This is a genomic window from Pseudoalteromonas sp. A601 (assembly GCF_002165575.1).
In the GTDB taxonomy this organism is placed as follows: domain Bacteria; phylum Pseudomonadota; class Gammaproteobacteria; order Enterobacterales; family Alteromonadaceae; genus Pseudoalteromonas.
Genome location: NZ_MXQF01000016.1, coordinates 42879 through 55750, shown reverse-complemented (window position 1 = coordinate 55750; position 12872 = coordinate 42879). Strand labels below are relative to the sequence as shown.

9 protein-coding genes are annotated in these 12872 nt (G+C 42.1%); all 9 read left to right on the top strand.

Going from position 1 to position 12872, the window contains the following annotated elements:
* Positions 1-125: 125 nt before the first annotated feature.
* The 9 genes from B5G52_RS14280 (at position 126) to tldD (ending at position 12803) form a co-directional block, all read left to right on the top strand.
* On the top strand, positions 126-2135 hold the full coding sequence (locus tag B5G52_RS14280; RefSeq protein ID WP_087533315.1) for a formylglycine-generating enzyme family protein: 2010 nt from the start codon (positions 126-128) through the stop codon (positions 2133-2135).
* Positions 2136-2271: 136 nt separating this feature from the next.
* Positions 2272-3315 (top strand): rod shape-determining protein, encoded by a 1044-nt coding sequence (locus B5G52_RS14275; RefSeq protein ID WP_016709506.1) that lies wholly within the window; start codon positions 2272-2274, stop codon positions 3313-3315.
* Complete coding sequence (gene mreC, locus B5G52_RS14270; RefSeq protein ID WP_176372557.1) at positions 3315-4157, top strand: rod shape-determining protein MreC; 843 nt, start codon at positions 3315-3317, stop codon at positions 4155-4157. The genes B5G52_RS14275 and mreC overlap by 1 nt, the downstream gene beginning before the upstream one ends.
* A complete protein-coding gene (gene mreD, locus B5G52_RS14265; RefSeq protein ID WP_087533314.1) occupies positions 4150-4629 on the top strand; it encodes a rod shape-determining protein MreD in 480 nt (159 codons plus the stop codon). Before mreC ends, mreD begins: the two co-directional genes overlap by 8 nt.
* Positions 4629-5189 (top strand): nucleoside triphosphate pyrophosphatase, encoded by a 561-nt coding sequence (locus tag B5G52_RS14260; RefSeq protein WP_087533313.1) that lies wholly within the window; start codon positions 4629-4631, stop codon positions 5187-5189. The genes mreD and B5G52_RS14260 overlap by 1 nt, the downstream gene beginning before the upstream one ends.
* A gap of 9 nt (positions 5190-5198) precedes the next feature.
* Positions 5199-6671 (top strand): ribonuclease G, encoded by a 1473-nt coding sequence (rng, locus tag B5G52_RS14255; protein WP_087533312.1) that lies wholly within the window; start codon positions 5199-5201, stop codon positions 6669-6671.
* A complete protein-coding gene (locus B5G52_RS14250) occupies positions 6671-10537 on the top strand; it encodes a YhdP family protein (RefSeq protein ID WP_087533311.1) in 3867 nt (1288 codons plus the stop codon). The genes rng and B5G52_RS14250 overlap by 1 nt, the downstream gene beginning before the upstream one ends.
* On the top strand, positions 10534-11367 hold the full coding sequence (locus tag B5G52_RS14245; protein ID WP_087533310.1) for a carbon-nitrogen hydrolase family protein: 834 nt from the start codon (positions 10534-10536) through the stop codon (positions 11365-11367). The genes B5G52_RS14250 and B5G52_RS14245 overlap by 4 nt, the downstream gene beginning before the upstream one ends.
* Positions 11364-12803 (top strand): metalloprotease TldD, encoded by a 1440-nt coding sequence (gene tldD, locus B5G52_RS14240; protein ID WP_087533309.1) that lies wholly within the window; start codon positions 11364-11366, stop codon positions 12801-12803. Before B5G52_RS14245 ends, tldD begins: the two co-directional genes overlap by 4 nt.
* Positions 12804-12872 lie beyond the last annotated feature (69 nt).

The window sequence follows — 12872 nt, the reverse complement described above, 5'->3', positions numbered from 1 at the left end:
GTTGTAAACTCAGATAATTTTTGAACAAAGCTTGTGTTTTGTGTTGCAAGTACATAGCATAAGAGTTTAATTATTAAAAAAATAAATAATGACCAAATAATTGCCGCTTTTTGGGAATGGAATATATGCGAATTGCTCCTTTATCTCTGTTAATTTCAGCAAGTTTGTTTGCATCAAGTGCATTTGCACAAGATACAGCAACGGTTTCTGGAATTGAATCTGAGATCAGTATTAAACAAGCTGAATACGATAACTCTACACAAATACTTGAAAAACATTTAAAAGAAGAAAGCCAGTTACAGAGCCAACTTGATTTATTACGTACACGTTCAACAGAGCTAGACAAAGAAAAAAACCAAGCTCTTGATGCGATGAACGAAATGTATCGTCGTTTAATCGACGACCCCACTATTGATATCAGTACTGCGCAAGCACGGTATCAGCAAGCTGTTGTGGATCATAAACAAAATAAAGATGATATCGCGATGCAGTTAGCGGCAATTGCATCTCATCGAAAAGACATTGAGCAAATTCGTGTAGCTAAACACACTCAGTTAAATACCTTAGAAAGCTTAAAAGAGCAGTTAACAACCGCTCGCGTAGAACGCTTGCGCAATGAATTTACCCGTGAAGGCACGCTTGAAGTAAACCATACAATTAATTGTAAGCGTACAGAAACCCTTGCTGCCTGTGAGCAACGAGGGCAGCAAATGGGCTTACAAAAGGCGACCAAGCGCTTTGTAGACCAAATTTTTGCTAATTTAACTGAAGAGCGTTTAGTTGAGCCAAAGCGTAATATGGCTGGTGCTCAAGTGCAAATTTTAAGTAGCCATGTCGTAAACAGTGCATTTAGTGGCCAAGGTAACTATAACGTAAACCTTAGTGTAACGATGCGTGGCGATGTAAATAGTAGTCGTCTATGTAACTTACTAAGTGTAGATAATCGTTACTGTTCAGAATATGGCACGCCGCTAAGTACTCCTTATCAAGCCAGTTACGGTACTACCTTCTCTGATAGTCAGTTAACATTCAGCGATAGCAGGGATAATAGCACAGTCGCTGTGTCGCGCATGAGTGAACAACCAGTGCAAGACTATTCTGTTAAATCAACGGCAATGGTTAATCCATTAGTTGTTGATAACAATAAAAACAAAATGGTTGAGTTAACACTGCGCTCAAACGTGTACGACGATGAGGTATTTATTGATGGTGTGAGCTTTGGAGCAACTCGCTTAGCGACAACCTTACCAAGCGGCATTCATGATATTGAAGTGCGTAAACAAGGTTATCAACCTTACCGAGTGCGAATTGATTTACGAAAGGCGCAGACTATTAACGCCAAGTTGGTAAAAAAGCCTGAGTCGATTGCTGCACCGACAAACACCCGAGAGCAAAGTATAAAGCCTGTTGGTAATGCATCTGGCGCTGCAGTTGTTGTTATTCCAGCTGGTACATTTGAAATGGGTGATATTAACGGTAATGGTCTTGCGAATGAGCGCCCTGTGGTTGAAAAAACCATTGCCAACTCGTTTGCAATGCAAAGTAAAGAGGTCACTGTTGGCGCATACCAACAATTTGTGACAAATACAGGTTATCAAACTGAAGCCGAGAAAAATCGTGGTTGTGCTTATTATTTAAATGGCGAGCCAGTGTGGGAAGCTAATTTAAATTGGCGTAACCCAGGATTTGAGCAAGGTAATGATTTCCCCGCTGTATGTTTAACTTATAATGACGCCAAAGCGTATGCAGATTGGTTGTCAGGTCAAACCGGTCAGCGATATCGTTTACCCAATGAAGTTGAGTGGGAGTACGCTGCTCGTGCAGGAACCAAAACTGAATACCCTTGGGGCAATGAGATAGGTAAAAATTTAGCGAATTGTGGTTGGTGTGGTAGCGAATGGTCAAATCAAAGCGCAGCCCCAACAGGTACATTTGCACCCAATGCGTTTGGGCTTTACGACACAGTAGGAAATGTATGGGAATGGACTCATAAATCGGCTGACCAGTCAGATGTTACTGTTCGAGGTGGTGCATGGAATTTTGCTCCTAGCTTAGCTCGCGCATCAACGCGTTTGATTTTAGCGCCTGATTTTCGTGCAAACTACATAGGTTTTCGTTTAGTACGCGAACGATAAATATTTAAAAGGAAGCTTAGCTTCCTTTTTTAGCTAATTTACATAGGTAGTTGTGCTTTATATTGCTGATCTAGCTCAGCGTGATAAAGTGACAAGCAGCTAACATAAGAACGTTTTTCAAAGGTCATCCAGCCTCATGTTTAAGAAACTCCGTGGTATTTTTTCAAACGATCTATCGATCGACTTGGGTACAGCCAATACCCTAATTTATGTCAAAGATGAAGGCATAGTCCTCAATGAACCATCAGTAGTCGCAATTCGTCAAGAGCGTGCTGGTGGCCCTAAAAGTGTCGCCTCTGTAGGCACCGAAGCTAAGCAAATGCTAGGTCGTACGCCAGGTAATATTAAAGCAATCAGGCCAATGAAAGATGGTGTAATTGCTGATTTTTACGTTACCGAAAAAATGCTTCAACACTTTATCAAACAAGTACATAACAATAACTTTATGCGTCCGAGCCCGCGTGTACTAATTTGTGTTCCATGTGGTGCAACACAAGTTGAAAAGCGTGCTATTCGTGAATCAGCCATGGGTGCCGGTGCGCGTGAGGTTTATCTAATTGAGGAGCCTATGGCTGCCGCTATTGGTGCGGGGTTACCTGTATCAGAAGCAACAGGCTCTATGGTTGTTGATATTGGTGGTGGTACAACTGAAGTGGCAATTATCTCACTTAACGGTGTTGTGTACTCTTCATCAGTACGTATTGGTGGTGATAAATTTGATGAAGCCATTATTAACTATGTGCGCCGTAATTTTGGAAGCTTAATTGGTGAAGCCACAGCTGAAAACATCAAGCATCAAATTGGCTCTGCATTTAAAACTGATGAACCCATTGAAATTGAAGTGCGTGGCCGAAATCTTGCTGAAGGTGTACCGCGTTCATTCACATTGAATTCCCATGAAATCTTAGAAGCCTTACAAGAGCCATTAATGGGCATTGTTAGTGCGGTTATGGTTGCATTAGAGCAATCACCTCCAGAGCTTGCCTCAGACATCTCTGCTAAAGGTATGGTGCTAACAGGCGGCGGTGCGTTACTAAAAGATTTAGATCGCTTATTAATGGAAGAAACCGGTATTCCGGTTGTGGTTGCTGATGATCCATTAACCTGTGTTGCACGTGGCGGCGGTAAAGCACTTGAAATGATTGATATGCACGGTGGTGACGTATTTAGTTACGACTAATGAAGTTAATGTTTGGACGTGCCATTTCTTTGCAACTGCGACTCTTTGTCGCAGTGCTTTTGAGTATCGTATTGATTGTTGGGGATAGGTATACTCAAGGTGGCACAACCGTCCGTACCAGTTTAAATACCCTTGTTAGCCCGTTAATCTACCTTGCAAACCTCCCTTACGAAGTGTTTAGTCTGGGTGCTAAAAGCCTACATACTCGAGAACAATTACTTCGTGAAAATGAAGCATTAAAGCAAAAGCAATTAATGCAAAGTGAGCAGTTACAGCAATATCAGTTCCTAGATAAAGAAAACCAGAAACTGCGTGCATTATTAGGCTCATCTGCTAAGCAGCCTAACCGCAAAATTATTGCGCAAGTACTGTCTGTACATTCAAATCCTTATAGCCACCAAGTGGTGATCAATCGCGGTGCCATTGATGGCCTCAGCGAAGGACAAGCGGTCATCGATGAAATGGGTGTCGTTGGACAATTAACTAAAGTGGGCTCAACTACCTCACGAGTCTTGCTGATGACCGACACCACACATGCAACCCCCGTACGTATTTTACGTAACGATGTGCGCACTGTGGTTGAAGGTGTTGGTAAAATCAATTTAGTAAAGCTTTCTCATGTGCCTCATAGCTTAGACGTGCGCTACGGCGATATTCTTGTTACGTCTGGCTTAGGTGGGACATTTCCTGAAGGCTACCCTGTTGCTGTAGTGACTGAAATTAATCGTGATGAAGGGCGTCCATTTGCACAAGTGTATGCAGAACCTATCGCTTTGTTAGATCGCATTCGTTTATTAGTCATCTTGTGGCGCAATAAACAGGAAAGTATATCAGATGAATAGTCGCTATAGCTTATTGATTGCTTTGAGCATATTTTTTGCCTTGATCATGGCATTGATGCCACTGCCATTTTCATTCGAACCGTTTCGCCCTGATTGGGTTTTATTGGTTTTAATGTATTGGTCATTAGCAGTACCACACAGGCTTAATATTGGCATTGCCTGGGTGGTAGGGTTGATTATCGACTTAGCCTCAGGCTCGCCGCTTGGCGTAAACTCACTGACTTTTTCGATTTGTATTTTTATTACTGCAAGTAACTTTCAAAAAATACGTAATTTCTCACTGTGGCAGCAAGCAATTTTGGTTGGCTTGTTTTTAACCTTTTATCACTTAATGCAATTTTGGTTAAATCACTTTTTAATGGATGTTTACTTTAACCCGCAGTATTTATGGCCTGTTGTTACAGGTACGCTTAGCTGGCCTTGGGTATTTTTATTACTACGTAAATATCGTCGTCATTTCAGGATCAGATAATGCAAAACGCCATTTATTTAGCGTCAGCTTCGCCACGTCGCAAAGAGCTTTTAACTCAGCTCGGTATCGAGTTTTCGCAATTTAGTGTTGATGCTGATGAAACCCAATTAGAAAATGAAACGCCGCTTGTTTACGTTGAACGCTTAGCACGCTTAAAAGCACAAAGTGGGGTGGCAATGGGCTATCACGATCGTCCTGTACTAGGGAGCGATACTGTGGTCGTTATTGACAACCAAGCACTTGGAAAACCAACAGATAAAGCTGATTTCATCGCAACATTAAAGCGCTTATCAGGGCGTACTCACCAAGTACTTACCGCTATTGCGTTTGCCAGTTATAATAAAGTAATGAGTCAGGTTGTGACAACCGATGTTACATTCAAAACACTTACCGATGCAGAGTTAGACGCTTATTGGCTAAGTGGTGAGCCGCAAGATAAAGCGGGTGGATATGGTATTCAAGGCTTAGGAGGCCGATTTGTAACACATATCTCAGGTAGCTATTTTGCAGTTGTCGGCTTACCTTTATATGAGTGTGAAAAATTATTAAGTGAATTTTAAGTAGGTAACATGAGTATAGAATTACTAATTAACGTCACCCCGAGTGAAAGCCGTGTTGCCTTGATTGAAAACGGTGTATTACAAGAAATACAACTCGAGCGAATTGGCAACCTAGGTATCGTAGGGAATATATATCTAGGTAAAATCAGCCGCGTACTGCCAGGTATGCAAGCCGCTTTTGTGGATATTGGTTTAGACAAAGCCGCCTTTTTACATGCATCAGATATTGTTAATAGTGCCTCAATTGTTGAGGGAGTTGACGAGCAACCAATCAAAAAAGTGCAAGACATTCGTGAGCTGGTGCGCCAAGGTCAATATATTATGGTGCAAGTGGTTAAAGACCCCTTAGGTACTAAAGGCGCGCGTTTAACTACAGATATTACGATTCCGTCTCGCTACTTAGTGTTTATGCCTGATGCAACGCATGTGGGCGTAAGCCAACGTATCGAGACAGAGGAAGAACGTACCCGATTAAAAAATATCGTTGCCGACTACTCAGATGACGATGGTAGCTTTATTGTACGTACCGCCGCAGAAGGTGCCAGCGAAGCTGAATTGCGACACGACGCCGCATTCTTAAAAAAGCTGTGGGAAAAAATCGTTAGCAAGCGTAAAAAAACCAGCAAAGAAAGTATTCTACACGAAGATCTAACTCTGGCATTTCGTACCCTACGTGATTACGTAGGCGAAGACATGGAGCGTATCCGTGTTGACTCGAAATTAACTTACCATGAGCTAAAAGAGTTTACCGAAGAGTTTGTACCTATTCTTGCCGGCGCATTAGAGTATTACCCTGGTGAGCGACCTATTTTTGACTTGTTTGATGTTGAGAATGAAATTCAAAAAGCGTTACACCGTAAGGTTGAACTTAAATCGGGTGGATACCTGATCATTGACCAAACGGAAGCCATGACCACGGTTGATGTAAACACTGGCGCGTTTGTTGGACACCGTAATTTAGAAGAAACCATTTTTAACACCAATGTCGAGGCGACATCAGCCATTGCTAGGCAGCTTAGACTGCGTAACTTGGGTGGCATTATTATTATCGACTTTATTGATATGATTAGTGAAGATCATAAACGCCGAGTATTACATTCACTTGAATCAGCTCTAGGAAAGGATCGCGCTAAGTCAAATATTAATGGCTTATCCGCATTAGGCCTAGTTGAAATGACCCGCAAGCGAACTCGTGAAAGTTTAGAACATATACTGTGTGATGTGTGTCCTGCATGTTCTGGGCGCGGCTCGCAAAAAACTGTCGAAACCGTCTGCTACGAAATCCTTCGGGAAATTGTACGAGTAAACCGTGCTTACGCTGCGGATAAATTTATGGTGTACGCAGCCCCAGCAGTAAGTGAAGCATTGATCAACGATGAGTATCATAACTTAGCCGAGCTTGAATTATTTATTGGTAAACAAGTAAGTATTCAAACTGAAAGCCTATACAGCCAAGAGCAATTTGATGTGGTTATGATGTAATGAAAGCAAAAACGGTCTGTTTTTTTTGCTTAAGAAAGTTATGGCAGGTGTGCGCCATAACTTTAGTGTTGTTGGCCGTTATTGTATCCGTTTTAAAGTATACCTTACCTTACGCTAATGATTATAAAGGTGATCTTGAAGGTTACTTATATAATAAATTTGCCGTAAACCTTTCCATTGGTGCTATCTCTGCAAGTTGGCAGGGCAAAGGCCCCGCCATTGTTATGGAAGAAATCTCTTTTGAAGATAACAGCACCTCACCCATTGCGCTGACGATTGCTAAAGCGAGTTTAGAATTGAACTTGTGGGAGAGCATCAAAACTCGACAGCTAAAATCTAACTACTTCGTGATTAATGGCTTTCATGCTGATGTAGATTTACCTAGCATGTTAAATTCAGCTGAAGGTGAAGTTTCATTTGAGCAAAAAGAGCTTATCGAAGGACTGTTCTTAGGTGAGACCGGGCACTTTGCTGTTGAAAACAGTAGTCTTAATTTTTTACTTGGTGATGGTAAAGAACACCGTTTAATCCTAGAAAATATAGTCTGGCAAAACTCTCCTGAGCAGCACAGTGGTAGCGGTACTTTAGCTTTACCGGGTATTTCTGTCGGCACATTCGATGCACGCCTCGCTTTGACAGGTGCAACATTAGAGTCAACCGCGGGTGATATTTACGTGCAAGCCAGCGATGTAGATGTATCTAAATGGTTAGCGCAATACAGTAATAAAGAAAAGCATGAGCTAAAATCAGACCTTAATTTAGAGTCTTGGTTGAGTATCGATCACGGCTTGATCACTGATGTTAAAGTTAAGTGGCTACCGAGTCATATAAACTGGCTACAAGGCGAAAAACAGCAGCCTCATCAAATAAGCTTAAGCGAGGGTGGCTTTCAGTTATACCCATGGCAACAGGGCTGGCGCTTAAAAAGTACAGGTTTGGCTATCAGTAATGAACAACACAGTTGGCCTGATTTTCAATTTGAAGCTCAATTAGATACACAAAAAAAACAACTTTGGTTAAGCCAGCTAGATTTTGACTTAGTAAATCAGCTCGCACAGCTGAGCAGTTTTACTGAACTTGAGCCATTGATTACTCGCCAACCGAATGGTCAGGTTGAGCAAGCTTATGTGCAATATACTGCAAACACAGACTGGCAGTTATGGTTTAGTGCGCAAAAAGTTGGCTGGCTTGCAAAGCAAGGCATACCAGGGGCACAAGCGCTGCGAGTCGAAGGAATTATAAATCAGCAAAGTGGGCGAGTGAGTTTATTTGGTGCAAATAATCAGCTACTAACGGCTGATACATTTACTCAACCGATTAAATATAATCAACTTAATTTAGATATAGACTTAGCAAATACCCCGCAAGGCTGGCAGATCAGCAGCGACAATTTATGGTTAGATAACGATGAAGTGACTCTAGCCGCTGAAATGAAAGTAAGCTTAGGCGATTCCCCACGACTTGATCTATATGCCGAAGCGTTTGCCCCCGACGCTAGTATTGCTAGTCATTACTTTCCATTACCTGTAATGAGTGAAAACTTGGTTGACTACTTAACAGGTGCCATTAAAGGGGGAGAGCTCACACAGGCACAAGTTTTGTTTTCTGGCCCCGTAACAGGGTTTCCTTTTGCGGATAATTCAGGGCAATTTGAAGTACTTGCTCAAGTAGATAATGCTAATTATCAATTTGCTCCAAATTGGCCTGCGGTTATGCAGGGAAGTGCTAAGCTGCACTTTGAAAACGAACGCATGGATATTTACACACAGCAAGGTAACTTAGTTAACTTAGCTGTAGATGATGCTGTGCATGTAAGTATTGCTGATTTAATGAATGCTGACGCTCTAAGGGTAAATATTAAAAAACGTGCTGCAGCACAAAAATTACTGCCATTTTTTCAAGCCACGCCGCTTGCTGAGCCGCTTGCGAATGTATTTACTGTAATTCAAGGTCAGGGTAATGCCAAAGCGGATATCGAATTAATTGTGAACCTTACCGAATTAGATGTGAATGCAAAAGGGGTGGTTTCTCTTAATGAAATGCCAGTTTTCATCGCTCAACCAGGGTTACAACTGGAAAATGTAACCGGGCAGCTATATTTTAATGATGATCATATAGAATTAAAAGATGCAAAAGCTCAGTGGTTAGGAATGCCCATCGCGTTTGACTTTGATGGTAAAAGTATTGGCCAAACATACCGTGGAGATATTGATATTAAAGCTCAACTTGATGCTGATACTTTAATTTCACATGGCCAAGGCCTGTTAAAAAACTACCTGTACGGTGACACCGAAGTGGCTATTAAGCTTGCACTGAATTTTTTACCAGATGGCTTTAATTATAGCGCGAATATTAGCTCGCAGCTGATTGGTTTAACAAGTGAACTGCCTATACCGTTTGGTAAATCAGCGCAGCAACCATGGCCACTGATGGCGCAGGTTCAAGGCGATGATATATCTAATTTGATTACCGCGAGTATCAATGAACAACTTTACTTTAATGGCATTTTGGCAAACGAAAACGGCAAAATGACGAATGCCCACTTAATTTTAGGTGAGCAAGATTTAGGGTTAAACCGAGAAGATTTAACCGTTTCCATTAATCTGGATGAGACTCCTTTATTACCCTGGCTTGGGCTAATTGAGCAAATTATTACAATTAACCAAGTTGAATCGCAGAGCGAAGGGGTGTTACCCCCATTAAAAGAAGTCGTAGGGCAGATTAATCAGCTTTCAATCGATGACATTGTATTTAATGACTTTGAAATGCGTTTAGCGCCTTCACAAAATGAACTCGATTTACGGTTAAATGCAAAAGAGCTTCGCTCTCAAATTACCATTCCGCTGGCACACTCTAGCCGACCTATTCAAATTAATAGTGACTATTTACGAGTAAACTTTAAGCCTGAGCAACCCGTTGCTAAAAGTGAAGCACAGGTTCAGCAAACTGTTGAAGACTTAACTTGGTTGAACACCTTACCTGCAATTGAATTTGAGTGCGGAGATTGCAAAGTAGCAACGTATCAACTCGATAAAGTAAGTGCTTCTCTTTACGGCGATGGTCAAAAATTAACGATATCAGAATTAGTTGTTGATAAGGGTGAACATATTTTACGCGCGAAAGGGCTGTGGGAAAATGGTCTAACTCAGTTAAACGGCCATATGCATAGTGATGATATCGGCGAGTTATTTGATGAATTTGATATTACCACCACAGTTAAAGATTCCACAGCCGAAATAAATTTTGACTTAGCTTGGCAAGCAGCTCCCTATCAGTTTGATATCCCCAGCCTTGCGGGTAATTTAGCATGGGATTTAGGGGATGGTCACCTAGCTGAAATTAGCGATGGCGGCGCCCGTGTATTCTCATTACTTAGCTTGGATTCATTAGTACGCAAGCTCAAACTTGATTTTAGAGATGTATTCTCGAAAGGGTTTTTCTACAATAATTTTCAAGGTACCATGCAGCTTGATAAAGGCATAGCCTACACCCAAGACACTAAAATGGATGGGGTACCAGCAGATCTCACTATTAAAGGTCACACCAATTTAAACACAATGGAAATTAACTATGATTTAGCCGTGGCACCGCAAGTTACCTCGAGTATTCCGGTGATTGTGGCATGGATGGTTAATCCCGTTACTGGATTGGCTGCGTTAGCAATAGATAAAGTTATTCACTCTGCCCGAGTTATTTCAGAGATTAACTTTAAAGTGACGGGCAGTATGAGCGACCCTGTGGTACAAGAAGTTGATCGTAAGAGCCGAGAAGTAACAATTCCTCAGGCGGCACAAAACCAGCCACAAACGCCATCACAACATAAAGAATTAAACCTCAAAGATGCAGCGGCCACAGCAACACAATGAATGATTCACAGCCATCAGGCACTATTATCGCGGTACAAATGTGCTCAGGAATTAACCCTGAGCAAAACTTACAACAGCTTGAGCAACAATTAAGCCAGCTACCAAGTACTCGACCACTGTTAGTCTGTTTACCTGAAAGTTTTTTAATTTTTGCAAAACATGGCAAAGATGCTTTAGTTATTGCTCAGCAAAGTGCTGAGTACCAGGCTAAATTGGCTAGATTGTGCAGCAAGTATGACATTTGGTTGGCTGCTGGCACAATGCCAATAGCGACTAGCGATGATAAATATTTAGCAGCTTCCTTGTTATTCAATAATCACGCAGAGGTGGTTGCGCAATATAACAAAATGCATTTATTTGATGTAGATGTCGCCGATGGTACGGGTGCGTATAGAGAGTCGAACTTTACCCAAGCAGGTAATGATGTGGTGGTAGTTGATTCGCCATTTGGTAAAATAGGCCTCACAGTGTGTTATGATTTACGCTTTAGTGGCTTATTTAGTGCATTACAGCGCCAAGGCGCAGAAGTTATTTTGGTACCCAGTGCATTTACCACGGTGACCGGAAAAGCGCATTGGCAACCTCTGTTAACAGCAAGGGCAATAGAAACCCAAAGTTATGTTATTGCTGCAGCACAAGCTGGGCAGCATGAAAATGGGCGTGCAACTTACGGCCACAGTTTAATTATTTCTCCTTGGGGCAACGTCCTGAGTGAACTTAAAAATGGCACAGGGTTTATTGGCTGTCAGCCAGATCTCCTTGCATTACACGCCATTAGACGAGATATGCCAGTGCAATCTCACCAACGATTTAGAGAGCATTTATTATGAACACGGTTGAACAGCATTTATTACACGACAGCCAGCTAAATCGAGAAGAACTCGAAAAGACGCTTAGCTTTATCCATCAACATCAAGTTGATTACGCAGATCTGTATTTTCAATCAAGTCACCATGAATCATGGGTATTAGAAGATGGCTTGGTAAAAGAAGGCTCATATAATGTTGAACGCGGCGTAGGTGTACGTGCCGTGAGCGGTGAAAAAACAGGTTTTTCATACTCAGATGCCATTAATCTTGAGGCACTCAATAAAGCAGCCACAGCGGCACGTAGCATCGCTGACGCTGGCGAAAATAAAGCTGTTCAAGTGTTTAGTGATACTTCAGCAAAACAACAGTACGCACCGCATCAACCAATTCAAAGCATGACTGATAACGACAAAGTAAGCTTATTACGTGAGCTGGAAAACTATATTCGTGAATTGGCACCTGATGCTGAGCAAGTGATCAGTTCAATGTCGGCGGTGTATGAAGAAGTATTAATCGCTGCAAGCGATGGCACATTTGCAACAGATATTCGCCCATTAATTCGCTTAAACTGTTCAGTTTTACTTGAAAAAAATGGCCGTCGTGAACGGGGCGGTGCCGGTGGCGGTGCACGCTTAGATTACGGCTACTTTAAAGAATTAGATAATGGCAAACCACGTTGGATGGGATTCGCAGAAGAAGCAGTGCGTCAAGCAAGGGTCAATCTTGAAGCTATTGATGCGCCAGCTGGGACAATGGAAGTTGTATTAGGTGCAGGCTGGCCGGGTGTACTACTACACGAAGCGGTAGGACATGGTTTAGAAGGTGATTTTAATCGCAAAGGCGCGTCAGCATTTAGCGGTAAAGTAGGCGAAAAAGTGGCTTCAGAGCTATGTACAGTAGTTGATGATGGCACTATTGCCGATCGTCGTGGTTCACTGAATGTTGATGATGAAGGCACACCCGCGGCTTACAATGTGCTTATCGAAAACGGGATTCTAAAAGGCTATATGCAAGATAAAATGAATGCCCGTTTGATGGGGGTCAACCCAACAGGTAATGCACGCCGTGAATCGTATGCACACTTACCAATGCCACGTATGACTAATACTTATATGTTAGGTGGTGAGCATAGCCAAGCAGATATTATCAGCACTGTTAAAAAAGGTATTTTTGCGCCCAACTTTGGTGGCGGCCAAGTTGATATAACATCAGGCAAGTTTGTATTTAGTGCATCAGAAGCGTATTTAATCGAAAATGGTAAAATTACTCGGCCAATCAAAGGCGCAACATTAATTGGTAACGGCCCAGAGGTTATGCAACAAATCTCGATGGTCGGCAATGATCTTGCACTGGACAAAGGTGTGGGTGTGTGCGGTAAAGATGGTCAAAGCGTACCTGTAGGTGTTGGTCAACCAAGTCTTAAAATTGATAATTTAACCGTGGGTGGCACTGCTTAAGTTTAACGTGCAAGGAAGCCTTTTAGGCTTCCTATTTATTGCCGGTCTAGTTGTGCTACAATTCCTGCC

What these genes read in the sequence shown, in the direction of transcription:
- mreC (WP_176372557.1), top strand. Translation starts at nt 3,315, where the DNA reads ATGAAGTTAATGTTTGGACGTGCCATTTCTTTGCAACTGCGACTCTTT.
- B5G52_RS14280 (WP_087533315.1), top strand. Translation starts at nt 126, where the DNA reads ATGCGAATTGCTCCTTTATCTCTGTTAATTTCAGCAAGTTTGTTTGCA.
- mreD (WP_087533314.1), top strand. Translation starts at nt 4,150, where the DNA reads ATGAATAGTCGCTATAGCTTATTGATTGCTTTGAGCATATTTTTTGCC.
- tldD (WP_087533309.1), top strand. Translation starts at nt 11,364, where the DNA reads ATGAACACGGTTGAACAGCATTTATTACACGACAGCCAGCTAAATCGA.
- B5G52_RS14250 (WP_087533311.1), top strand. Translation starts at nt 6,671, where the DNA reads ATGAAAGCAAAAACGGTCTGTTTTTTTTGCTTAAGAAAGTTATGGCAG.
- B5G52_RS14260 (WP_087533313.1), top strand. Translation starts at nt 4,629, where the DNA reads ATGCAAAACGCCATTTATTTAGCGTCAGCTTCGCCACGTCGCAAAGAG.
- B5G52_RS14245 (WP_087533310.1), top strand. Translation starts at nt 10,534, where the DNA reads ATGAATGATTCACAGCCATCAGGCACTATTATCGCGGTACAAATGTGC.
- rng (WP_087533312.1), top strand. Translation starts at nt 5,199, where the DNA reads ATGAGTATAGAATTACTAATTAACGTCACCCCGAGTGAAAGCCGTGTT.
- B5G52_RS14275 (WP_016709506.1), top strand. Translation starts at nt 2,272, where the DNA reads ATGTTTAAGAAACTCCGTGGTATTTTTTCAAACGATCTATCGATCGAC.